This window comes from Paenibacillus lutimineralis, assembly GCF_003991425.1.
GTDB lineage: Bacteria > Bacillota > Bacilli > Paenibacillales > Paenibacillaceae > Fontibacillus > Fontibacillus lutimineralis.
Map to the genome: position 1 here is coordinate 3,207,998 of NZ_CP034346.1, position 24,520 is coordinate 3,232,517.

The following is a 24,520-nucleotide window of genomic DNA, read 5'->3' on the forward strand; positions in this document are numbered from 1 at the left end:
TTTTTCTAATATAGTTCAATAATCTTTGAACTATTGAACTGATTACAAAGGGTGAATAGAATGATCAAATTAACTGCTTTATTTTTCGTCATCATGTTTGTTATCGGTACGGATACGTTTTTGATTTCTCCGCTCATACCCACTCTTCAGAACTTGTTTCATATCCCGACCGAATATTCCGGTTGGATGGTGGGGTCTTATGCTTTAGGTTATGCCATTTTTGCGCTGATTGCTGGACCGCTTTCCGATGGATGGGATCGCAAAAAAGTAATGCTATCCGGCATGGTCTGCTTCTCGGTTTCAACTATGTTATGCGGCTTTGCCACAGGCTTTTGGTCGATGTTCTTCTTCCGTTTTTTAGCCGGAGTCAGCGCAGCATTTACGGCGCCTCAAGTCTGGGCCTCGATCCCTGCTCTGTTTCCAACGTCAAAAATCGCTAAAGTATCAGGAATCGTCATGGCAGGCTTGGCTGCTTCCCAAGCGTTCGGCATCCCTATTGGAAGTCTGCTTGCCTCAGCCCATTGGTATTATCCTTTTTTTATAATCGGTGCATGTGCATTATTGGTAGCGGTATTCATCTACTATGCTTTGCCCGAAATGAAACCGAATCAAGGCCAAAAAACCAAGACTCCGATTTTCAGTAGATACATCCCACTATTGAATAGCCGAATGGCGAGAAGGGCTTTCCTCGCTCATTTCTTATTTCAATGTGGATTCTTTGCTGCCTTTTCTTTCATTGGAAAATGGGTGACGGATCGCTTTCACCTTTCAATTGATCAAGCGGGGTACGTGATGTTTTTTCTTGGTCTCGGGAATATAGTCGGGAGCTTCGGCGGTGCCTATGTGATCAAAAAGTTAAACCGTTTCAATACGCTGGTTGTGGGCTTTCTTGTCTCTATCGTATGTTTTATTGTTTTGCCTCACTTGCCTTCGGTTGCGGCTTTCGAAAGTGTTTACTTTTTCATATTCGTTAACATGGGGATCGCTTTTCCCTTAATACTGAGAATGCTGAATTCATTAAATCCGACCATCCGCGGCACGATCTCCAGCTTGGCCAATTCAATCATGTACGCTGCGACAACACTCGGTTCTTGGATCGCAGGCCTAATTTACGCGACTTTTAACGGTTTTTCCGCCGTAGGCATGTTTACGGCTATATGCTTTGCCGGTTCGTTGTTATCTTTTATATTCAGCGGTATTTTGACCAGTCAAAGCGAAAACAAAGAAGGAGTTTGCGTCATAAATGCATAGAAGAATTTAATATGAAGGGAACAGATCTGTGCCGCAGCCGCCATCCTCGAAGCCGGAACACTGGTTCCGATTCAGCGATGCATTATCCGCTGATATACAAAGAGACTCCGGATATTGGTGCCCGTCTTGCGGTAGCATCCGAAGGCAGAGTGAAACTGCGCATTATCAAAGCGACGATGAGCTATGCCGTGCTGAACTCCCTTGTTGAAACGCTCGGCAAATATCCCGTGGAAAGGATACGGAAATGCTAGCACGAAGCGTGCATCATTCATTTCGTAGACACCTCCAAAGGTGGCAAACGCCGCTGGTGCAGTATGGACTTATGCGGGAACCGCCAAAAGGCAGCGGAATTTTATGCGAGACAAAAAGAGCGAATAAGGAAATAAACGGGGGATGGATGCAAAAGCAGAGTTTAACCTTTAAAAATAATGGAGGCGATATGGATGCATACGATCCGGAACATGTTTAAGCAGTTGCATTGGGCAAACGAACGGATTCTCGAACATCTGCGTACACAAGCTGATAACAAACAGGTGGTGCGGTTATTTGCCCACATTTTACATTCCGAGAAAGCATGGTTTACTCGATTGTCGGGGAAAGACAGCTCGCATATTCCTTTTTGGCCCGATGCCGATCTATCGGATTGTAGCCGATTGGTCGATGAAAACAATGCAAATTTTTCAGCGTATCTCTCTGTTATTGAGACGAACGGAAATTTGGAGGATGTCATCGCTTATAAGAGTATAACCGGGGCATCTTATGCCACGTCTGTTCGTAACATATTGACACATCTAGCGCTGCATGGACAATATCATCGTGGCCAAATCAACACAATACTACGTTCCGCTGGCGGTGAGCCCGTCAACGTCGATTACATCACCTATATAAGAGAGCTTTCGTAGCCCTCTTTCGAAAATAATATGAATGGCAACTTACTACGTTACAGGGCAGTTATGCGTTTAATTTGTGAAGGAGGCGAGTCCAATGCTCTATATTTTTAGCGGGGGCTGTGTTTTTTTCTCAAGAATTGTATTTCCTTTTTTTTGACATGAACCCCCTGGTTTTTTATTCCGCATAATGCAAGTGTGTACTTGCATTCACTATATTAAAGGGCTAAATATGTGGAATGGGAGTGTCAAAAGTGAATCGGTGTTTTTTTTTATTACTGAGACAGAGGGATTTGAATTTAATGGCCATTTTAATAAAACTTTGAAGCCAGAGAACGTCATGGTTCGGAACAACATGCGTTGCACTCGTGCCGACTGGGGCTGGCGTGTTCGAGCTCTCGAAGATGAGCGTTACACACGAGTTGCGGGGAGCGCGGATATGGACGAAGTAACGCCGTTCATCTTTACGAATCGGTTGGATTCAAGCACGTTCCTGTCGATCAGATCGGGCCCATGCCCTATGTAAAAGCGGATGACAAGATTATCGACGTAGACGGCGGAGTAGAGTCTTGGCCGTTGAAGACCCACTGCCGTTAAATCGCTTAATGAGGTGTATCGTAATCCTTATCCCAAAAAGTTCCAACGCGATATGCAATGCTTGCTCTTCGTTAAACGTCCAAGGTCGAACTATATGCCATCCTCTTTCTTTTTATATCGATCAGTACACTAAAGTAATGTCTTGCGTCTAAGAAATAGTCGAATTTATTTCATTTATAGTTGACAGAATGCCAAATTCTCATGTATATTATCTACATCAAATTACGTACTGAACGGTATATTATACTTTTCGATACGTAAATTGGTAAAGTTAACTCCGGTCAATCCAACCTGAAAGGTGAGAGTGGATATGGAAAAGCTTCAAGACATAGCGGAGGAAGGTGCTGGAGAAACCTGGAGTACCAGGTCGGCTTCTGCGAGTAAACCCGTTACTCGTGCTTCCACGTCCCATTCATCGCTATCGCTTGCGGGCTTGCTGTGGTCAACGTTTACTATTCACAGCCGCAGCTTGACGCGATGGCGGTCGAGTTCAGCATCCGCGAGTCGACTGTCGGGTTGTCGTCACCATCACTCAGATCGGGTATGCACTTGGCATTCTGTTGTTGGTACAACTAGTCAACTATGACTGACGGAATATTTTATATTTGCTTCAGCCGGCAAGATTTTCCGATTCAATTCAAAGGAGGGAACATTTCTCATGACGTATTCTTATAACCTCGACCGCGATCTGCTTGCGGATTACGACGGTACCTACCCATTCACACCGCACTTCACCGACGCTCCCGGCTTTGCCATGCACTATGTTGACGAAGGGCCGCACAGAGGTGAGACCGTTCTTTGTCTTCATGGCGAGCCGACCTGGGGCTATCTATTTCGGCACCTCATCCCGGTCCTGAGCTCGGATTACCGTGTTATTGTCCCTGATCATATGGGGTTCGGCAAAAGTGCGACTCCTCAGAATCGTAGCTACTGGCTGCAAGATCATATCGACAATCTCGAACGGTTCGTCCTTGCACTCGACTTGAGGGAAATCACGTTGATTATGCACGATTTTGGCGGTCCGGTGGGGATGGGACTTGCTGCCCGCCATCCAGAACGCATCCGCAGGCTTATCACGACCAATGGGCCGACACCGTTCGGTCAGTTCAGTCTCGGAGACCGGTTGAGCGCCAATGTCGCCATCTCGCCTTGGTTCCAATGGGTTGTTCAAGCGGTGAAGGATGGGAATCTCGAGGCCGTGTTGGGCCAACTCGGTTTTAATATTCTCAGCACGCTCAAACTGAACGGTTTTGAGAACCATGCCCTGATTACCGACACCTGGCTGGCGGCTTACGGCTCGCACTTTGCCGATCCGTCGGAATGTCTCGGCGCGATCGGCTGGGCAAAAGGGTATGCTACAGGCGCGCACAAGTTTGAAGTACCTAATGCCAAAACCATCCGCATGATCCGCACCAAGCCGGCAATGGCCATTTGGGGAGAGTCTGATCGAACGCTTCATGCTGAACATTTTCTGCCGCTGTTCACGGAGTTATTCCCCGATGCTTCCGTTCATCGGCTTGCAGGCGTGGGTCATTACTGTCTGGAAGATGCACCGGATGAAGTTGGACGTCTCATTGCAGACTTCATCCACCGAAACTGAAACGTGGTCTCGAAGGAACCACATCGCAAAAGTGGATTCTTGTGACTCATTATCGTACGACAGAGATCGACGGACAAAACATTTTCTATCGCGGAGCCGGAGACAACAACCTGCTATTGTACGAACCCGGGATTGTACCCAGAATGGCAATGATGGCTTTTAATGACCTGTCGGCTCCAGATCCAGCTGTACCAGCTGCACATCGAGGTGCGGCTTTTTTTCTGTTCGGAAGTCCACTCAGTCGAATTGTAACTGGATAACGACGGCGGAACTGTTCTTTTTTCGCCTTCTACTTGACTCTCCCCTCAACGGGAAAGTTATACTTCGGAAGAAGTGAGCAGAAGCGCAATATTTGCTATTGAGGGGTGCATTTTATGTTCAAGATCAGCGAGTTTTCGAAGATAAGCCAAGTGTCTGTCAAGACTCTTCGGTACTACGACCAGCTGAATTTGCTCAAGCCGGCCCATACCGACCCTTACTCTGGATACCGATACTACTCTGCCGATCAGTTGTTTCAGCTTCACAGCATTTTGGCCTACAAAGAACTGGGGTTCTCGTTAGAGCAAATTCGCCAGATGATCGACGAGCAGATTCCGCTTGAGCAAATCAGAGGAATGTTCCGTATCAAGCAGCATGAGATTCAGTCTATTGTGAACAAAGAGCAGGCCAAGTTGGTTCGCATCCAAGACCGGCTACACGCCATCAAGAATGAGGGAGGACAGGAGATGATGCATAATGTCGTGCTGAAAGAAGTGGAACCGCAATTGGTGGTATCTTATCGGCAAAGAACTTCTTTTCGGCAAATTCCAGAGATGTTTCGGCAGCTGGACGATTATTTGGGCAATGCCGGTCGGCCGGCCTTGTCGCAGATCTTTTTGTGGCATGATTGCTTGGAAAGCGATGACAATATGGACATTGAAGCAGCCCGGCTACTGACCGATAAAATAGCAAGCCAGCCGCCCTTTGTGGTCCAACGGTTACAGGGTATTCCGCTGATGGCCACACTGATCCATCATTGTCGGACGACGAGCCGCTGCACTGCAAGCACTGATCTGGAGCTGTGGATTGAGCGAAATGGTTATCGAATGATCGAAAACGAGCCGCGGCGCGAAATTTGCATCCCTCATGAACAGACAGGTGATCCGGAAGCTTATGTCGCGGAGGTGCAGATTGCCGTCGAGAGAGCTTAGTTTAGGCGTAGGAGGGGGGAGACGATGAAAGTGTTGACAAGCGAGGGACAGAAAGCTTTCGTGAATTGAACCCCTCCAGGGTAGCGCTCGGCAGTCAATCCGAATGCCTACTCGTAACGTCTCTCAGCCCACAATTTGCAAGACTTTTACATCGTATATAAGAGCAGCTGCTCGCTGCTTTTCTTTTATCTTGATTATGTACCAATTGGTATTTAATATGGTTGATCAATAAGGAGGGATACTATGTCTAAGGTTGCTTTGATTCAAGCCGAACCGTCGAAAGCTAGCATTCGCAGCTGGCTGGCGATCGTTGTTCTCGGCATTGCCATGTTTACTGTTGTTGCCACCGAATTCGCACCGATCGGACTGCTATCGTCTATCGCTTCTGATCTTGGGCGCAGTTCCGCAACGGTAGGGCTCATCGTGACGGCCTATGCGCTAATTGGCGCAGGCAGCGCGCTACTATCCGCCGTACTGCCGAATCGGTTCCCGCGCAAGCCGCTGCTCATCGGGCTTATGTTAATGCTGGCTGCCGCGAACGGACTTTCGATAATCGCTCATTCGTTCCCGATTCTTATGCTGGCGCGGGTTATCGGGGCGCTATCGCATGGAGTTTTCTGGGCAATGGTGGCTGCGCTTGCGACACAGATGGCTCCTCCGAACCGGACGGGCCTTGCGACTTCGATCGTTTTCGGCGGTATGTCGATTGCGAACGTGCTGGGTGTTCCACTACTCAACCTGATCGGACAGACATGGGGCTGGCGTTTGGCATTTGGCTTCCTCGTCGCGGCCTGCATGCTCACGGCGCTGTTAATGGCCATCGTGCTGCCGCAAATAAAAGCCGAAGGATCGGTTGGATTCGCCACCTTGGCCAGTGTTCTACGTAGCGGCAAGCTGTGGCGCGTCTATACGGTGGCAATCTTCACAGTAGCTGCGCATTTCGGAGCGTTCACATACATCGAACCGTTTTTGAGAAACGTCCCTGGTATTGCCCCCGCTATGATTGCCGCTCTGCTCTTTGGCTTCGGGGCTGCCGGCTTGCTCGGAAATGTGCTTACCGGGGCGCTGATCGACCGCTTCATGAAGTGGGTCATCGCCGTATCACTATTGCTTATGTGCGTATCGCTCATTGGTCTGGGCACGTTCGGGCTCAGCTCTGGGGTAGGGACAGTGTTGGCGCTTCTCGTTGTTTGGGGCGCCGCAATCTCGGTTCTTTTTATCGGTATTCAGACATGGGTATTGCGAACAGGTGGGAAGGCGGCGATATCTGCGTCAGCCGTGTATACGACCGTGTTCAACTCCTCTTCCGGCGTTGGAGCCATACTCGGTGCATTCGTTCTGAACAATGCCGGTTTGTCTGCCATTATGACCTCAGCTGGTCTGGCTATCGTCATGGCTTTTACTATCGTCGTTTTGGATCGTGGGGTGAGAAAGACATCATAACGCTGGGCAGGATGCGGAGCTCAGCAAACGATTCTGCACGATACGGATCATCTCTCCCATATTGTGTTGAGTGATCCCCCGGTTGAATTAAGACATTAGAGGAGGGTGTTTGCAAATGGCCAAATGAACGGGAGATTGTCAGTAAGTTATTTGTGCTTTCAAATGGATGATAAGATGTCGGGTGACAAAAACATATTAAAATTAGAGGCCGCTAATTATGCGGCTTCTAATTTTTATGATATCAAGTTCTTGTCAAAACACGATGACAAGAACTTTGTTACATTCCCGATATAATCCCATAGGAAGCAGGCAAGTTGTGAGCATTATCGCACATAGAGTCAGCTTAAGATATTCGTAAGAGTAAAGTAAGAAAAAAGAAGATTACGTCCTGTAAGTTATAGTTATGAGAGAGCGAGAGGAGAAAAGAGTATGGAGAATATAGTACGAACGATTCGATTGACCAAGGCTTTTCAAGGGCAGGAAGTCGTCTCGAATGTCAATATGAATATGAAGAAAGGCGAAATCTACGATTTTGCTAGCCGCGATTGAGATAGTGGTTGGGTACATGGCGATTCGCAAAATTGATCAAATCGATATTCGTTAACTTGGTAGAGTATATTTAATATTTTTACGCGATTCCAATGATTATTCCCATAACTAGTTATCAACACATCTAATAACATGACTTCAGCTATGATTCTCCTATTCGCTGCCAGTATCGTACTCGCCGGATGTACGAAAGAATCCTCTGTCACTAGTACACCAAGTTCGTTCCAGCAAAACTCTTCTATACCGACGAACACAAATGTATATTTAGAAACATCGGAGATTAGAAATGTCTCGAATGCAGTAAAAGGGGAGAATTCTCAAATAGATGTAAATAACATTCATTCTTTAAAAATTCAGGTTAACGCTACCAGCAGAGAGGGGAAACTTAAAGCATGAATGCAAGAAAAAGACTAGTCTCCGCAGTGATTGCGGCTATTATGGCCGTATCCGTTCCCGTGTCAGTCATGGCACAGGATGGAGCGAAAAAAGCAGCACCATGGTATCAAGATGGAGTACAGGTACTCGTAACGAAGGGAATTATTGACAAAGGGGTAAAACAAAATCAAGAGATTTCTGTTAAAGACTTTATCCGCTATGCGGTAATGTCGCTTACATATCAACATGGCATCGATCCGATGAAGGTTGCTTCCGAGAAGGGGTGGTTGAAGGAAGGAGAATTCACTTCCGTTGACGCTCCGATCAAACGCGGCGAGATGGCACGCATGATGGTGCGGGCACTCGGTAAGGAACAGGGTGAAACGAGCTTGGCCGAATATGTGGCAAGCGCTAAGGCACTTGGGCTCATTCAAGGGGATGCAGATGGAAGCTTGCACGAAGATCAGCCAGTGACTGTAGCTCAAGCGGCAGTTGTGCTTAAAAATTACAGCAATAAAATGCTATCAACGATGGACGACAGAGGTGTGTCACAAATTTCCGTGGAAGACTTCATGCGGAGTCCGGGCAGCTTTGGGTATGAGCTTTCTCCAGATGGCAAGTATCTTTCTTATGCGGGTACTTGGGAGAACCGTTCCAATGTGTTTGTAGAGAAAATCGGAGAGAAAAGCGAGCCTATTCGCGTGACAAGCTCGAAAGATCGCGATATCGCCGGCTTCTTCTGGAAAGGCGATAACATTCTATATCGCAAAGATAAGGGCGGAGACGAGAATTTCCATGTGTATTCATCTACTTTTAATGGCAATAAGGAAGTGGATTTGACGCCTTACGATAAGGTCAGTGTTCAAATCGTGAGCGATTTATCTGGTGTGAAAGACGAAATTTTGATTTCGATGAATAAAGAAGATGCTACCATCTTCGATGTATATAAATTGAATGTAAAGACAGGGGAAACGAAGCTGATCGCCAAAAACCCAGGGAACATTATGGAATGGGTAGCTGATCGTCAAGGTAAAATTCGGCTCGCTTCTGAAAGCGACGGTATTGTAAGTACACTGTTGTACCGCGATACGGAGGAAGAGGCGTTCAAACCGTTGGTTACGTTAAATAACGGGGATACGATGAATCCGCTTGGTTTCTCGGCAGACGGTAAATCGATCTATGCGGTCTCCAATAACGGTCGGGACAAGACGGCGCTCGTCAAGCTGAATCTAAAGGGTGAGGAAGAAGTTCTGTATCAGCATCCGGAAGTTGACGTAACTGGAGCATATTACGACAAAAATCAAGATAAAATGCTGGCGGCTGTCTATGTAACAGATAAAGCGCATTTGGAGTTTTTCGATGATAAATTCGAGGCGATGTACCGCAAGCTGCAGCAGAAGCTTGGCGTCAGTGAAAGTGAAATCGGGCTAAACGATTATAACGAGGATATGACGAAGCTGATCGTTAGTGTTTCGAATGACAAGACTTACGGGATGTATTATTTTTACGATAGCGTATCCGGTGAGTTAACATCCTTAGGTAATCTGAGTCCGTGGCTTAAACCAGATCAGATGGCTGATATGTATCCGATTTCTTACAAGAGCAGAGATGGATTAACGATTCACGGTTACTTAACATTACCGAAAAATAAAAAGCCTCAAAATCTGCCGATGATCATTAATCCGCATGGTGGGCCGTGGACACGTGATACGTGGGGCTTCAACCCGGAAGTACAATTGCTCGCAAACCGCGGGTATGCCGTACTTCAAATGAATTTCCGTGCATCAATGGGGTATGGGAAGTCCTTTAGGGATGCAGGAAATAAACAATGGGGATTGAAAATTCAAGATGATATTACTGACGGTGTGAAGTGGGCGATTCAGCAAGGGATTGCTGATCCGAAACGAGTTGGTATTTATGGCGGTTCGTTTGGCGGATACGCAACCTTGACAGGCATTACGAAAACGCCGGAATTGTATGCTGCTGCTGTTGATTATGTAGGTGTATCGAATATGTTCTCATTCTTGGGATCGATCCCACCGTATTGGGAGACCATGAGAAATCTCTTAAACGAACGTGTCGGCGATGTCGAAAAGGACAAAGAAATGCTGAAGCAAGTTTCGCCGGTGTTCCACGTCGATAAGATCGTAACTCCATTATTCGTGGCTCAAGGGGCGAATGATCCGCGGGTGAACAAAGCAGAATCCGACCAAATTGTCGAAGCACTCAAAAAACGCGGCGTGCAAGTGGAGTATATGGTCAAGGATGATGAAGGACATGGCTTTGCCAACGAAGAGAACTTAATCGATTTCTATAATACAATGATCAAGTTTTTGGATAAATATTTGAAGCCGCAGAGCAAATAAGGTAAGAGTTGCTAAAGAATAGGTAACTATGCTATTATTCAGGAAATTATACAAAACGGATGGGGTAGCATCTCTCTTACTTCGGTGAGAGGGGTGCTTTTTTGCGTTCATTCTTTTCATTTTAGGGAGGTGCAAGATGAATATTGTGTTTCTGAACAGCTTCGATCGTGCAAATGAGGAGGATCGGATCGTGACCCCACAACTTCCATAGGCGAGGAGCATGGCGTCTGGCAGTTGGTGTGGAGTGAACCGCATGAATGTAAGATGGAACCTATGGTATGGTACGCCGGTACGTCGTGGGAAGAATTGCCGACTACCTTTCGACATGGCGTAGCCGTGAAGCTGGGAGAAGGCTACAAGCCGATGATAATAATTGATGTCGGGTGACAAGAACTTGCTTATTCCCCCGACAATTCCGTTTAGTTAAATCAGACAGTATTCGATCAAGGACTATGTTCTGGAGGTCTTGATCGAATACTGTTCGAAGTACCAGTAACAAGGCGATCGGTAACTGCATATACACCGCTTGAATTCTCCATAGGTTAACCACTCTTTTCGAATGGTTCTCAAACTGTTCTGGATTTGAAAAAATCAATGAGCCATTCCGACAATTGCTGCTGTGCTTTGCTGATGAATCGGTCAGCATAATACGTCAACTCCAGGTGACGAACGGGAGCAGGCTCAGAGATAGGAATCGATACGATATCGGACCATTCCGGATGCTGTTTTAACAAATCTCTCGGTTGTATGGTCGCACCGATGCCTGCCGCAACCAACTGTAATAGGGAGGATGCGGAGCCAACCTCCATGACCGTCGTCAATTCAAAGCCTTGTTCTCGGCAAACGCCATCCACCAAATCTCTGCCCAAATAACCTTTCGGGTACATCACCAGAGCATGCTGTGTCATTTCCTCGAGCGTAATCTCGCGCCTCTTCGCCAGTTCACTCGCTGAGTGAACAAACAATTCGTAAGGCTCGCTTCCCAGCGGAATCTGAACCAGACGTTTATCCGAAGGACCACAAAGTCCGATTCCGAGATCCACTTTATGTGCAAGCACTTCTTCCCGGACAAAGATCGTCGAGAATGCTTGCAGCCTGGTTTCGGGATAAAGGGTCTTGAATTCGACGAAGAGCGGAACAAGTTGGAAATCGAGATCGGAGGGCAATACTCCAAGCCGAACGGTTCCACGTTTCTCGGATAATAGCTCTTTAATGGCATTCTTCGCATCCATTTCAGCCTGAAGCATTTTCATGCCGTATTGATGGAGCAGCCTGCCAGCCTCGGTTGCAACTACTTTTTTACCGATCCGGTCGAAAAGTGGCATGCCCACTTCTGCCTCAAGTAAGCGAATCTGCTGACTCAGCGTAGGCTGTGAAATCCCCAGAAGCTCTGCAGCTTTCGTGAAATGAAGGTGCTCGAAGACAGCCATAAAATACGTTATATTTCGAGTATCCATCTTTTTCTCCTTCATGATCAATAGTTTTTTACTATCATAATAATACGATTTATTGGATTGATCAATGAATAATACAGACTTATACTCATAGTGACTTCAACAAGAATGGGGAGGAAGAGTACCGATGAAAAAAACATTCTATTTATTCGCTCTATTTATAGCGGCTTTGAATCTACGCCCCTTAATTACCTCTGTAGCTTCCATGATGGGTATGATTCAATCCGAGCTGGGCATCAGCGCTTTGACAGCAAGCCTTCTGACCACGCTGCCCGTCCTGTGTATGGGACTGTTTGCTCCAGTTGCCACAACGCTAAGTCAACGGTTTGGTCTGGAGCGTACCCTTTTTATTTCGTTACTTCTCATCACCATGGCTACCACACTGCGTGGTATTGACCGATCTGTCACCATACTTCTTGTTACTGCTTTGGCAGGAGGGATCGGAATCAGCTTCGCCGGGCCTCTGTTGTCCAGCTTTATCAAAAAGTATTTCCCAGCCAGGCCGGGTATTGTCAGTATTTACTCGGTATCCATGACGATTGGGGCAGCACTCGCTTCGGGCTTAACCATCCCGATTTACACTCAAAGTCAACATAACCTGCCATTCGCTTTGTCATGCTGGGCTGTTTTGGGGGTTATCGCTCTGATCATCTGGGTCGCTCTGGTAAGGAAAAAACAATATTCCGGCAACGAGACCTGGCGTCTCAGACTGCCGCTTGGCAACAAAAAAGCCATCCAATTCACCTTGTTTTTTGGCTTCATGGCCAGCATGTTCTATGGCTTGACGGCCTGGATTTCACCTATTGCCCTCAGTTTCGGATACAGCCCGCAATACGCGGCTATGCTGCTTACCATGTTCACGCTGATTCAGGTCCCGGTTGCGTTGCTGGTTCCAGGTATTGTCAATCACTCGGGAAAGCCCAAATTATTGCTTGTCTTGTGCAGTGTGTCAGAGCTTATCGGCCTGGGATTACTTCTGTTACCCGTTCCGATGCTTCCAGCCGTACTTTTTCTGGGCGTTGGTGCAGGCGGATTGTTTCCTCTGGCGCTGATGCTGCCCATTATGGAGACTCGTACCGCTGAAGAAGCGGGAACCTGGTCGGCTATGTCACAGATGGGAGGTTACACCATGGGTGCTTTTGGGCCTTTATTTATCGGATGGATCTTTGATATAAGTGGACATTTTAACGCTTCGATTATTGCCATGCTGGTCATCGTCATGCTGATGATTGGCGTGCAGCTGTCCATGACCCTGGAGAAAAAAGCTACAGAAGGACCTAATGAGCAGTAAATGGACTACGATGTCACATGATGCAACAACACAAACCGCCACAACCTACGATGTAAATAGGCTTGCGGCGATTTGTTTTCATTTTATTTCAAAAAACCTAAACATCTAAAAGTACATCCCTAACCAGATGTTCTCTTTATACATAGAAACTATTTTAAAAGCCGTCTGCCCTAATTAAGCGCAGGCGGCTTTTTTGCATGAATTTGCGCACGAAATAAGCATCGCCACGCTAAACCACAAAAATATTGAGTCGTGATTATAGTACGCTCAAGCGTAAAGGCTTCGAAAAACTTAAGTCTTTCAGAACGACTTTAGTCGTCGACATTATGTGAAATCCACCTGTTTTTTTGAGTAGGTGGTCATTTTTTTTCCCAAAATCGTTAAATCAAGTTGCTCAAGGTGTGTTGAGTCGGAAATCAAGTCTACCTCGGCGATTTTCCCATCTTTTATTGTAAACTGAATCACGTAAAGTAACTTCCCGCCTGGGGCCGCAATCGCCCCGATGCACCCATCCACGAGGGCCACCTGCGCAGCTTTGGCGCGTCCTGCTACCTTGTTGGCTAAAGCAAGGGCTCCCCGAGTTTCGGTTCGGACGCTTGTCTCACGATCATCTCGAAGAACCACATCCGGATCTAGCACCGCTAATAACGAATCGAAATCTCCAGCGTATGCCGCAGCTAGGAAAGCGTCAACGAGTTTGCACTGTCGATCCAAATCGGCTTGTGAATTGCTCTCATTTCCCCTCACCTTTTGGCGCGCCCGACTTGCAAGCTTTCTAGTGGCGAGTTCGGATTTTCCCACAATGGGTGCAATTTCGCTGAATGGCACGGCAAAGACATCATGCAGCACGAAGGCCACCCGTTCTGATGGATTTAGTTTATCTAACACAACAAGTAGTGCAAGTCCGACTGAATCGGCCATCAGCGCTTCTTGTTCAGGATTGTATCGATCTTCAGAGTTAGCAGAAATTTCAGGCAAAGACTCATCCATGAATTCCTCACGTCTAGCTTTTCTCGAACGCAGCATGTCAAGACAAATCCGCGATGTGACTGTGGTCAGCCATCCTCCTAAATTCTCAATCTCGCTTCTATCTGAACGATAAAGACGTAACCAGGTTTCTTGCACGGCATCCTCCGCTTCTGTCAATGATCCAAGCATGCGATAGGCCATTGCCTGTAGATGTTCTCGGTACGATTCGAATTGCTCTTCCATACGACTGAATTCCCCTCATCATAATGTCTCTTAAATCAATTTATCATTAAAATTGCTTCTTAATTATATTGACGAATGAAGTTCAGCGAACGTGACAAAATCTAAAAATTTGTGTTAGTCACACACTCTCCGTTCGACACGTCATTATAGTGAAAGGCCGAATTAAAAGCTTCTATCAAAAAAAAGGAGTGTTTTCTATGCAATCCAGAATGAGAAACCCTGTAATCATTTTACCCGATGTGGGCCAATCCTTGCAGGCGTTGGGCAAAGCCTTATTTGCTTCAGCCGAGAAAAACGGTGTGCCCGCCCGTACTCTCTTCCTTGCCTACCTTCGTGCTAGCCAAATCAACGGAGATAGCGTCTGCGTGGATCTTCACTCCCGCAACGCTATGGCTGCAGGCGAATCGGCTGAGCGAATTCTAACTGTATCTGCTTGGCGCGACACGACAAATTTCACAGACGCGGAACGTGCTGCTCTGTCACTCAGCGAGTCGATGACTCGACTGTATGACCAGACCTATCCGGTGTCAGACGAAGTGTACAAGGAAGCAGCCCTTCACTATGATGAAGCGGCACTGGCCACGCTTATTACCGGAATCGCCACGGCTAACCTTTACAACCGCCTTAACGTCTCAACTCGCCAAATAGTAGACGTTTTGCCCCGTAATTAAATAGGCAGTTCATCACTCATCAAAATAGGGAGGTTTTACTTCATTATGGAAACAGTACTTTATATAACAGCTCACCCACGCGACGATGAGCAATCCTATTCCATGACAGTAGGAAAAGAATTTATGCAAGCTTACCGTTTAGCCCATCCGCAGGATGAGGTCGTACATCTCGATTTGTATAGAATGAATATTCCGCAACTAGACGCTGATATTTTGAACGGGTGGGACAAGCTTAAAAGTGGTACATCTTTCGAACAATTAACACTTGCGGAGCAAACGAAAATCGGACGTATCAATGAACTTGTTGATCAATTTGTGGCCGCCGATAAATATATCTTTGTCAATCCTATATGGAATTACTCCTATCCCCCGGTGATGAAAGCATATCTTGACACGATCTGTATCACGGGCAAGACATTCAAGTATCATCCAGATGGTAGCAGGAGCGGTTTGCTTGGCGATAAAAAAGCTGTTCACATTCAAGCTAGTGGAAGCGTATTGTCACCCGGATCAAACACGATCAACGAAGGTTTTGAAATGGGGCACCGCCACCTAAAAGTCATTATGGATTTTGTGGGACTAACTGACTTTCAAAGTATCTTTGTTGAAGGGATAGCCGAGTATCCTAATCAAGCGCCGCAGTTTAAAGAAAAGGCAATCCGACAAGCGCACCAAATAGCGGAAAACTTCTAGATAAAGAATTTCATAAGAAATAGGGGCAGCTGTTTTTACAGCTTCCCCTATTCATTTATATTAGAACGATACAAAACTGTATTTGTCTTCACCAGAAGAGATTCTTATTTTCCCGTAAAGGAGATAGTACTGTCCTAGCATTCCAATTTCTTATATCTATGGGGAGGAGGAAAATCATCGGTGAGAACATATGCGAGATTACATATACATCATAGATACGTGCTAAAATAGACCAATAAAGATAAGCAGGGGGGTAAGGGATGAAAGAGGTATGAACTTGGAATCGGTGTGCAACAAAATTATGATTCACGATATTTACCAAGTAATTTCAATGAAATGTGTAATTAATATGATGTTTTCCGTCAATGTTATTGTGGATGTTCATATGCAGCAGAGAAACAAGATATAGATTTACGGGCAGTGAATAAAGATGCTATAAATTATTTGAACGAAAATAATCTTAGTTTGAAAAAAAGAGATAATAATGAATGGGACGTGCTGTTGTCCCATCGGTTTTTCGAAGATAAGGAGAGGACGAGCGAAACATGAAGGTAGAAGTGTATACGTTAAATGCGTTTGCGAAAGGGGAGCGTGGCGGTAATCCAGCGGGTGTTGTCTTGGAGGACGGCCTTTCGCTGGAAACTGCTGAAATGCAGCTCATAGCGAAGGAATTGGGCCTTTCGGAGACAGCCTTTATGGAAAAATCCCTGCTTGCGGATTACAAAATCCGCTATTTCACCCCCGCCAGCGAAGTTGATCTGTGCGGACACGCCACGATTGCTGCATTTGGACTAATGCATTCGTTAGGTTTATCAAAGGAAGGGACCTCCTATACGATAGAAACCAAGGCAGGGATTTTGGATGTCGATATTAGCTCTGGGGGTCTTGTTTATTTGTCACAGGCTTTACCACAATTTCTTGAAAAGATATCCTGTGAGGAAATCGCCCCATCTTTAGGGATGGATGCCGAGGATCTGGAAACCGGGTTGCCCATCCAGATTGTTTCGACGGGGCTGCGGGACATTTTGATCCCGATACGCAGCAGGAAGCTCTTGAATGAGGTTCAGCCAAATTTTGAAGCCATAACTGCCATCAGCGAAAAATATGATGTGGTTGGATATCATCTGTTCACGATGGATACGCCAGATGCTGCTGCTGCGGAATGCCGGAATTTCGCTCCGCTGTACGATATTCCCGAGGAGAGCGCGACAGGAACATCCAACGGTGCCCTGCTCAGCTATTTGTACCAACATGGCCAACGATCTTTGCGGGAAGTGGAGCAAGTCATGTTCAGGCAAGGGTATTCGATGGATTGTCCTTCTGAAATCAAGGTAGGATTACGCCTGAGCGAGAGCGGTGAAATCAACCAGGTTCGGGTTGGCGGTGCAGTGGTTGGCATTGAACGAAGACATATCACGATATAAGCGGAATCAAAAACCCTAATATGACGGGCTTTTATAAACGTTTATTTATGCAAATACAGAGTGGAAATCATTGAAGGTCATATGTTCCAGATCATGTACACATGTCAGAGGACAAGAACGTATACGCTTAAGGAGTCGCGAAAATCGCGGCTTTTTTGTTTTAACGATATAAGTTCTTGTTCGATTTATAACATGTAAATTCAAAAGCATATTGTTAATTTCTTTATAAGATCATTTTTTTCTGAACTGCTAACTGAACTGCTCAGTTCGGTTCATTGGATTCTCCCATAGCATTTTGAGGATAGAAGTCAGTTCTTCATTAAGCTAACGGGACGATAGTTCAATTATTCGCAGTGGACTCACAAACCTATTAAAATATGTTACACTATCCCATATTTGTTCATCCATGGAGGAACTTATGAAACTATTGATCGTAGAGGACGATATTGGGATATCGTATACAATTGCAAGAGTTATGCAGGATGAAGGGCATGAAGTTACGGAGTGTCATAACGGAGAAGAGGGCTTGCATCACGCATTGTACGGCGAGTTCGATTTAATTATTTTGGATATTATGCTGCCCAAGGTTGATGGATTTACGTTCATCCAAGAGTTGAGGAAGCAAAGAGTGGATACCCCGATTCTTTGTCTGACGGCAAAAGACGGGTTGAACGACCGGGTAAAGGGTTTAACGATCGGAGCGGACGATTATGTGGTAAAGCCATTCGAGATTCCAGAGCTGATCGTCAGAGCTAAAGTGCTGCTGCGTCGTTATGGCAAGGTTAATCAAGAAGAGCAGATTAGCTACGGCCCGATTGCTATTCAAGTTAGAAATCGAGCAGTAACGGTTACAGGAGAAGTGCTGACCTTAACAGAAAAGGAATATGAGCTGCTTGAGTACCTGCTCATCAATAAAGAGCAGATCGTGACGAAGGAGCAAATCTATAACCGAATTTGGGGACTCGATTCGGAAGCGGGAATTGGCATCGTTGAGCTCTATGTCCATTATCTTCGGAAGAAGCTGTCTTCATGGCATGCTGATCAATATATCCAAACCGTAAGAGGTTTGGGCTACATACTCAGAATAAACGAGTAGTTTTTCAAAGGGAAATCAAAGGTTCATCTTGTATATTCTTCTTATAATCTATAAAGGGGAGATTAATGCATGAACCTTGTAAGACAGATGTTTAAGAACACCAGATTGACTATTTTATTGGTAGCAGGATTACTTGTCTTGCTGACTGTAGGTGGTTTGTTGTGGCAGACCCAACATCAGTCAGAGAGTTTCGACGCATTAATTCAGAAGATGGCGTTTGATACGCTTAAGGATGACCCTGAGAAACAGCTTTATTTTGACTTGAAAAATGTGGAGGGAATCCGATGGGATCCCACTAAGCTTACGGACATGTCGGATGCTGATTACGAACAATTATACTTAAAGAGAAATGGTTATCTTAAAAAATTGAATGACTATGATGCTGCCAAGCTTTCCCCGGAAGACAAACTCACCTACGATATCCTCGAATGGAACCTAAGCGCGGAGCAGAAAGTATATAAATATTGGGAGCTGGATACGAATGACTACCTTTCCCTATCCATTTTTCCGCCGTATTTCGCGAACAACTATCCGATTCGCAACCAAGCAGATGCAAAGAATTATATCGTTGCGCTGAACGGGTTTTCGGATAAAGTCGCGCATGTCATAGATAGAATTCAAGACAGACGGCAGAAAGGTATTGTCCCTGCTTCTGAATTTCTTAAGGAAATGCTTACGAGTTACAACAATTTGCGGAATACGAAACCGGAAGAAACGATTCTGTATAGTTTATACACTGAGAAATTGACCGAGTTAAAACTCGATCCCTCCGAAGAGGAGAAGCTGAAAAAAGAGCTAGCGCAAACCCTAACCGATCATGTACTGGCTTCTTACGGCAAACTTGCCGATGTGATCGAGAACGATCTTATGAAGCAAGCATCCGTGAGCCAAGGAATCTGGAGTCAGCCGGGCGGCAGCGAGTATTATTCTGCAAAGCTCAAACTTACTACGGGTACGGACCTCAGTCCTCAGGAAATGCACGAGATCGCTAAACGCAAGGTAGAAGAGATCGTGAAGGAACTAAGAAGCGGGGCTTCGGGTCAAGCACAGACTACATCTGCAGCCAGATTCCTAACCGGAGATGAATTGCTGCAAGCGTTAAATAGCAGTCTGTTGGATGCCAAGCCCTACTTGTCCGATTGGTTTGAAGAGGAGCTTATCCCGGACCATCCCGTGGACGTGCGGGCGTATTCGGCTCTTATCGCATCGGCAGGTGGAATGTATATCCCCTTATCTTTAGATGGTGATAGGAGCGGGAGATTTGTTGTTCCACTCGAAAGCCCGACCTCCGAAAAAATGGTTAAAATGCTTGCATTGCATGAGGGTATTCCTGGACATCACTTTCAATTCTCGATTCAATATGATCAACCAACCATTCCATTAATCCGTAAAATAACGATGACGCATGGATACGTAGAGGGATGGGCGGTCTATATGGAAAGCTTATGTGCGGAGAAGGGCATGCTTGATCGGAACACGGTACTAATCCGTTTGGCGAACCTTTCCATAGCTACCGTGATAGATACGGGTATCCATGGGCTGAAGTGGACAAGAGAACAAGCTAATGAGTATCTGATGAGTGTCATCGGAACGGGGGACGATGCTTTCATCGACGATGTCATTGCTAATCCAGGACGTAAAGAAAACTATGCGATCGGATCGGAGCAATTCCAATCCCTTCGAGAGAAGGCGCAAAGCGAACTCGGGGATCGCTTCGATATCAAGGCATTTCATTCCGTTCTTCTTCGAAACGGTAATATGCCATTTCCGATATTGGAGCAGCAAGTGAATCAATACATCAAGTCCGCCAAATAAAAGGAGAGCAGCCCCCGATATGATTAAACGCACGCTAGTACGAATGACGATATGGAACAGCACGGTCGTATTTTGCTTGCTCATCATACTGGGGGGAGCGTTATACGGGCTGGCGCGTTATCGGATCTATTCCGACATTGACCGTCAGCTGGTGTTTAATATTGACCACATGCAACAAATTACTCTAAGTAGCGGGGATCAAGTCACTTACATTGATTTGAAGGAACCGGAACGTTTTATGATGGTATTTTATTGGGACTCCAACGATACCTTGCTTCAAAGCTTTATATATAAATGGCAATTTATCGATTTGAGTTCGATGCTTCGGGAAAAACAAAACCACATGGGACCCGAGTCGATACGCGTGGGTAAGAAAACCTATCGATTCGTGAGCAGACCCTATCAAGGCAATTTGCCAGTAGTCGAGAAGCTGTCTAACACGCCTTTGAAAACAGTTCAGATATTTACGGAAATTTCTGCCGAGGCGTATTATTTGAATCGGTTATTATGGAGTATTAGTATCGGAATCGGTATCGGCGCGTTAATATCTATCATCGCAGGTTACGCATTGGCTAGACGGGCGCTCATTCCGATTCAGAAGGCTTGGGACAAGCAGCAGCAATTCGTTGCAGATGCCTCTCACGAGTTGAGGAGTCCGCTTTCGGTCGTCCGAGGGCAAACGCAAATATTGTTACGCCATCCCGATCATACGATCGAGGAAGAAAGCGCTCCAATTTCAGCCATTCTGAAAGAAACCAAAAGAATGAGCAACATGGTAGACGGGCTGCTTCTTCTGGCAAGAGGCGATTCACATGAGGAAGTCATCTCATGCAAACCTGTGCGAGTTGACAGGATCATTAAAGAGATCGCAAAAAAAATGGAGCCAATAATGGATTACAAGCAATTGCGCTTACAGCTTCATGTCGAAGGCTCGGAAATGCTCATGAATGGAGATGAGGATCGTCTCATACAGTTGTTCATGATTTTGTTGGACAATGCCATTAAATTTACGCAGGCGGATGGGCAAATCGATCTTGAGTGTCTTAGGCAAGGGAAATCAGTTCTCGTAACCGTCAAGGATAACGGAGTGGGCATTTCGGAACACGAATTACCACTCATATTTAATCGCTTCTACAAGGGAGATTCCTCTAGAAATAGAGGGGATCATGGAGCGGGTCTAGGGCTATCGATCGCGCGTTGGATCGTCGATCAACATCAAGGTTCTGTCCACATTAGCAGCGGGGTAGGGTGTGGTACGACCGTTATGATTCGTTTTCCAGTGATTAGTTAAATAATAGAGTTGATAGGATACCGCGGCAGTTTTGTTCATATCTACCAAAACTCCAAAAGGAGAGTTCAAATGATGAAAAGTCGATGGATAATGGGAGTTGTGCTATCTTCGTGTCTGCTGCTAGCCTCCTGCGACGACAATAAGGCACCGGCAGAGACGCAGAACATAGCAGGGGCGCTGAATATATCTGAGCCGACGGCGGCAATGGACTCACCTTCGAATGAGGCTTTAATCACCTACGAAGTAACTCGGAATTATGCAATGGAGAAGGCAGATCTCCTCACGAAAACTTACGATACTAACAGCGTACAATACGTCCTTATTGATCATGGCCGCATCGTCGTATCCGGCCAATCTGGCAAGAATGATGAGCAGGGACAGAAGCCGCTCACGAAAGACACGATGTACGGGATCGGCTCGACGAGTAAAATGTTTACCACGGTTGCCGTTATGCAGTTAGTCGAACAAGGGAAAATCGAGCTCGATACGCCGGTCGTCCAGTATATCCCCGAGTTTACAATGATGGATGAACGTTACAAACAGATTACGCCGCGCATGCTGCTCAATCATTCTTCCGGGCTGAAGGGATCCTCGACTAAGAACGCCGTTTTATTCGAAGATAACGACACCTATGCCCACGATACACTGCTGGGGCAACTGGCCGGTCAGAGCTTAAAAGCGGACCCGGGCGCTTATTCGGTTTACTGCAATGACGGATTTACGCTAGCCGAGATTCTGGTCGAGCGAGTCAGCGGAATGAACTTTACCTCTTATATCCATCGATATATTACGGAACCTCTGGGTATGGTCAATACGAAGACGCCGCTCGATTCTCCTGACACAGCGAAGATGGCGGGACTCTATTATCCTAGATATGCAGGACAACTACCAGGCGAGATGCTCAACGTGATCGGATCGGGAGGCATTTATTCCACGGCGGAAGATTTGGCTCGATTCTCGCAAGTTTTCACAGGGAAAGAAGAAGAAGTCTTGTCCGTTAAATCGGCTGCGGCCATGGCACAAGACGAGTACAAGACGTCTTTGTGGCCTGACGATGCGGACAACTCATTGGAATACGGTCTCGGCTGGGACAGCGTCAATCTGTATCCCTTCAGCGAATACGGGATGAAGGCGCTGACCAAAGGCGGGGACACGCCTCTCTATCACGCGTCGCTCGTTGTGCTTCCCGAACAGGACATGGCGGCAGCTGTCGTCACTTCCGGCGGGAGCAGCACGCATGATCAGCTTCTGGCGAACGGAATCCTGCTTCAGGCGCTGAAGGAGAAAGGGACAATTTCCGAATTAAAACCTGAGAAGTCATACGGTGCGCCGGTAAAGGCGGATATGCCAGAGTCCATGCTGCAGTATTCGGGAATTTATGGCGCAACCGGTACAACGATAAATATAGATATTACCGAAGGCGGCGTAATGTCCATCACGTCGGAGCAGCCGCCTAATGATTCAGCCGGGATCTACAGGTATTCGGCAGACGGCATGTTCCATAGTTCGGATGGAAACGTGATGATCAGCTTCGTGACGGAGGAGAATGGCCGCACCTACTTATGGCTTCGTCGATACGCTTCGTTCCCGGGTCTTGGGCAGATGGCTATATCAATGTATAACGCTGAGAAGCTCCAGCCTCAGGATCTTCCGGCAGAGACAATAGAGGCATGGAATAAGCGCGATGGAAGGAAATATTATGTGCTAGATGAGAAGTATACGTCCATTGCTTATTTGACACTGGAAGCGGTAACCATCGACTTGAATGTGTCGAAACAATTGCCAGGGTACGTGTTGGATAAGCGAATAACCGGCCCGAATTCAGCCGTCTCCGAATTGCAAATTCCGGGATCGAAAGGGCGGGATCTCTTAGGTCTTACGTTCTTTACACAAGACGGCGTTGAGTACTTTAATCTTGGTGGGTTCATCTTAGTGAACGAGGATGCCGTGAATCCTTTTAGCTTCGCTAAAAAGTCAATCGTTACGATTCCGCCCGACGGATACGCCCAATGGTATACGATAAGCGACAAAGACGGGGGAAAGATCGTTAAGGTGAGCATGTCCCAGAACGCTTCCTTCGCCGTTTTTAATGCGAAGGGAACATGCATCTACTTCAGTGTCATCGGAGGCCAGGATCAGGTCGAACTGCCCGCGGGAGGATCCATAGTTTTCGCCGGAGATGCCGGCACGAAGTTCGAGATTTCTACACAGTAACGCCTGATAAGGCATTTTGTAAATAGAAGGACGGTGATGGCTGTCACCGTCCATTTTTTATTGAATGGTTTATAAAATAACAGATTGTCTAATGACAAGTGATATAAGAGACCAATAGCCATTCTATCGAGATTGTAGCCTAACTTTTCCGCTTCTGCTTTTTCAACTAGAATACTGTTTTTGTCCTTTTACAATCATTGTAAGTACGTTATAATATAATCAATGGATGGATTACATAACAAAAATGTGAAATATTGTAATCAATTCGCGAAGTCTAAGTAATAACTGATATTGATTAACGGAACATAGTGTTGGGTGATGGACACCATATAAATTTAGGTTAGACTATCTCCTTTTCACCGTCATGTAGTCACCCTCGGCTCGTCATAATCTTGAGCCGCTTATTACAAAATAGATATCGGAGGTATGGTTATGGTCAATCGCAATAGAAAGAAAATTTTCTCAGTCCTCAGCGCAGCTTTAATCGCCTCTATGCTGGTTACTGGCGTGATAGTCGCTGACCAAGGTAAAACAACGTTAGAGGTAGCGAAGACAGCAGGGGATAAAAAGGTTGAAGTTATTAAAGCATAAGCGAGCGCATAGTTTGTCATCACTAGACAACTGTCGGGTACAAGAATATGAGCCGATTACCAATTAGATAAGTATCTAACTACTAATCGCTGCTAATTTATTTGGCGTTATCGGACAGGATAGTTCAATAAAAAGAAGAGACGGCTACCTAAATGACTGCAGTGCCGTCTTTTCAACTAACGAGAAAAGCAGTTCCATAATGTTACTGGACAAGAACATAGTCTTTTAAGAAACCACGCCCCGCGTGGTTTTTCTATTTTAAGGGATCAAGTTCTTGTCCTTTGCTCGGGATAAGATCAGACAGTTTCATATCAAGGACTACGGATTTCAGATGAGCGAGCTAATTCACGGGCAATATCAGTCCCAACTCGTCACCGAGGAAGAGTTCTACAAGCACAGTATCTCATTGTTTGTTAAAGGAATTTTGTCTCAGTCATTAGTTTTGTTGATTTATTTAAGAATGCAGCCGATTATCGATCGGATGCTTTTTCGTTATACTAGCGGGCAGGA

General features: G+C 46.0%; 22 protein-coding genes and 3 pseudogenes. 23 read left to right on the plus strand and 2 right to left on the minus strand.

Annotated features, from left to right (window positions below):
• Positions 1-60: 60 nt before the first annotated feature.
• The 13 genes and pseudogenes from EI981_RS13945 to EI981_RS29985 all read left to right on the plus strand — a co-directional run bounded on the left by EI981_RS13945 (position 61) and on the right by EI981_RS29985 (position 10,645).
• Positions 61-1,251, plus strand: a complete 1,191-nt coding sequence (locus EI981_RS13945; RefSeq protein ID WP_126999086.1) for an MFS transporter — start codon at positions 61-63, stop codon at positions 1,249-1,251.
• Between the two features lie 11 nt (positions 1,252-1,262).
• On the plus strand, positions 1,263-1,502 hold the full coding sequence (locus tag EI981_RS29620; protein WP_227011849.1) for a hypothetical protein: 240 nt from the start codon (positions 1,263-1,265) through the stop codon (positions 1,500-1,502).
• A gap of 15 nt (positions 1,503-1,517) precedes the next feature.
• A complete protein-coding gene (locus EI981_RS30250) occupies positions 1,518-1,637 on the plus strand; it encodes a CGNR zinc finger domain-containing protein (RefSeq protein WP_227011902.1) in 120 nt (39 codons plus the stop codon).
• Between the two features lie 42 nt (positions 1,638-1,679).
• Complete coding sequence (locus EI981_RS13955) at positions 1,680-2,153, plus strand: DinB family protein (RefSeq protein WP_227011850.1); 474 nt, start codon at positions 1,680-1,682, stop codon at positions 2,151-2,153.
• Between the two features lie 217 nt (positions 2,154-2,370).
• Entirely contained in the window at positions 2,371-2,664 is a 294-nt protein-coding gene (locus EI981_RS29035; protein WP_162616172.1) for a hypothetical protein, read from the plus strand.
• Positions 2,665-3,149: 485 nt separating this feature from the next.
• Positions 3,150-3,310: pseudogene (locus EI981_RS29630) on the plus strand (MFS transporter); the annotation flags it as partial.
• Positions 3,311-3,393: 83 nt separating this feature from the next.
• The gene (locus EI981_RS13970; protein ID WP_126999090.1) at positions 3,394-4,335 is read left to right on the plus strand and encodes an alpha/beta fold hydrolase; all 942 of its coding nucleotides are present in this window, start codon (positions 3,394-3,396) and stop codon (positions 4,333-4,335) included.
• Between the two features lie 41 nt (positions 4,336-4,376).
• The gene (locus tag EI981_RS13975) at positions 4,377-4,595 is read left to right on the plus strand and encodes a hypothetical protein (protein ID WP_126999092.1); all 219 of its coding nucleotides are present in this window, start codon (positions 4,377-4,379) and stop codon (positions 4,593-4,595) included.
• 114 nt (positions 4,596-4,709) lie between these two features.
• On the plus strand, positions 4,710-5,525 hold the full coding sequence (locus tag EI981_RS13980; protein ID WP_126999093.1) for a MerR family transcriptional regulator: 816 nt from the start codon (positions 4,710-4,712) through the stop codon (positions 5,523-5,525).
• Between the two features lie 243 nt (positions 5,526-5,768).
• Positions 5,769-6,968 carry an MFS transporter gene (locus EI981_RS13985; protein ID WP_126999095.1) on the plus strand — a complete coding sequence of 400 codons (1,200 nt, stop codon included), beginning with the start codon at positions 5,769-5,771 and terminating at the stop codon, positions 6,966-6,968.
• 681 nt (positions 6,969-7,649) lie between these two features.
• A pseudogene (locus tag EI981_RS29635) lies at positions 7,650-7,883 on the plus strand (DUF4097 family beta strand repeat-containing protein); the annotation flags it as partial.
• 26 nt (positions 7,884-7,909) lie between these two features.
• Entirely contained in the window at positions 7,910-10,258 is a 2,349-nt protein-coding gene (locus tag EI981_RS14005) for a S9 family peptidase (RefSeq protein ID WP_126999097.1), read from the plus strand.
• A 264-nt stretch (positions 10,259-10,522) separates the two neighbouring features.
• A complete protein-coding gene (locus EI981_RS29985) occupies positions 10,523-10,645 on the plus strand; it encodes a hypothetical protein (RefSeq protein WP_257792039.1) in 123 nt (40 codons plus the stop codon).
• A gap of 179 nt (positions 10,646-10,824) precedes the next feature.
• On the opposite strand, the gene EI981_RS14010 is transcribed toward EI981_RS29985, so the two are convergent.
• Entirely contained in the window at positions 10,825-11,730 is a 906-nt protein-coding gene (locus EI981_RS14010) for a LysR family transcriptional regulator (protein ID WP_126999099.1), read from the minus strand.
• A gap of 109 nt (positions 11,731-11,839) precedes the next feature.
• On the opposite strand from EI981_RS14010, the gene EI981_RS14015 reads away from it, so the two are divergent.
• Positions 11,840-13,003 carry an MFS transporter gene (locus EI981_RS14015; RefSeq protein WP_126999101.1) on the plus strand — a complete coding sequence of 388 codons (1,164 nt, stop codon included), beginning with the start codon at positions 11,840-11,842 and terminating at the stop codon, positions 13,001-13,003.
• 324 nt (positions 13,004-13,327) lie between these two features.
• On the opposite strand, the gene EI981_RS14020 is transcribed toward EI981_RS14015, so the two are convergent.
• The gene (locus EI981_RS14020) at positions 13,328-14,215 is read right to left on the minus strand and encodes a sigma-70 family RNA polymerase sigma factor (protein ID WP_126999103.1); all 888 of its coding nucleotides are present in this window, start codon (positions 14,213-14,215) and stop codon (positions 13,328-13,330) included.
• Positions 14,216-14,424: 209 nt separating this feature from the next.
• On the opposite strand from EI981_RS14020, the gene EI981_RS14025 reads away from it, so the two are divergent.
• The 9 genes and pseudogenes from EI981_RS14025 to EI981_RS29260 all read left to right on the plus strand — a co-directional run bounded on the left by EI981_RS14025 (position 14,425) and on the right by EI981_RS29260 (position 24,010).
• A complete protein-coding gene (locus tag EI981_RS14025) occupies positions 14,425-14,886 on the plus strand; it encodes a carboxymuconolactone decarboxylase family protein (RefSeq protein ID WP_227011903.1) in 462 nt (153 codons plus the stop codon).
• A 45-nt stretch (positions 14,887-14,931) separates the two neighbouring features.
• Positions 14,932-15,579, plus strand: coding sequence for an FMN-dependent NADH-azoreductase (locus tag EI981_RS14030; RefSeq protein ID WP_126999107.1), 648 nt, complete (start codon positions 14,932-14,934; stop codon positions 15,577-15,579).
• Positions 15,580-15,852: 273 nt separating this feature from the next.
• Positions 15,853-16,128 (plus strand): annotated as a pseudogene (locus tag EI981_RS30110) (hypothetical protein); the annotation flags it as partial.
• On the plus strand, positions 16,125-17,003 hold the full coding sequence (locus tag EI981_RS14040) for a PhzF family phenazine biosynthesis protein (protein ID WP_126999109.1): 879 nt from the start codon (positions 16,125-16,127) through the stop codon (positions 17,001-17,003). The pseudogene EI981_RS30110 and the gene EI981_RS14040, both read left to right, overlap by 4 nt.
• Positions 17,004-17,421: 418 nt before the next feature.
• Positions 17,422-18,099: a response regulator transcription factor gene (locus tag EI981_RS14045; RefSeq protein WP_126999111.1), complete on the plus strand. Its 678-nt coding sequence runs from the start codon at positions 17,422-17,424 to the stop codon at positions 18,097-18,099.
• Between the two features lie 69 nt (positions 18,100-18,168).
• Complete coding sequence (locus EI981_RS14050; RefSeq protein ID WP_126999113.1) at positions 18,169-19,914, plus strand: DUF885 domain-containing protein; 1,746 nt, start codon at positions 18,169-18,171, stop codon at positions 19,912-19,914.
• A gap of 19 nt (positions 19,915-19,933) precedes the next feature.
• A complete protein-coding gene (locus tag EI981_RS14055; protein ID WP_126999115.1) occupies positions 19,934-21,205 on the plus strand; it encodes a sensor histidine kinase in 1,272 nt (423 codons plus the stop codon).
• A gap of 69 nt (positions 21,206-21,274) precedes the next feature.
• A complete protein-coding gene (locus EI981_RS14060) occupies positions 21,275-23,419 on the plus strand; it encodes a serine hydrolase domain-containing protein (protein ID WP_126999117.1) in 2,145 nt (714 codons plus the stop codon).
• A gap of 432 nt (positions 23,420-23,851) precedes the next feature.
• Entirely contained in the window at positions 23,852-24,010 is a 159-nt protein-coding gene (locus tag EI981_RS29260; protein WP_193556469.1) for a hypothetical protein, read from the plus strand.
• The last annotated feature ends 510 nt before the right edge of the window (positions 24,011-24,520 follow it).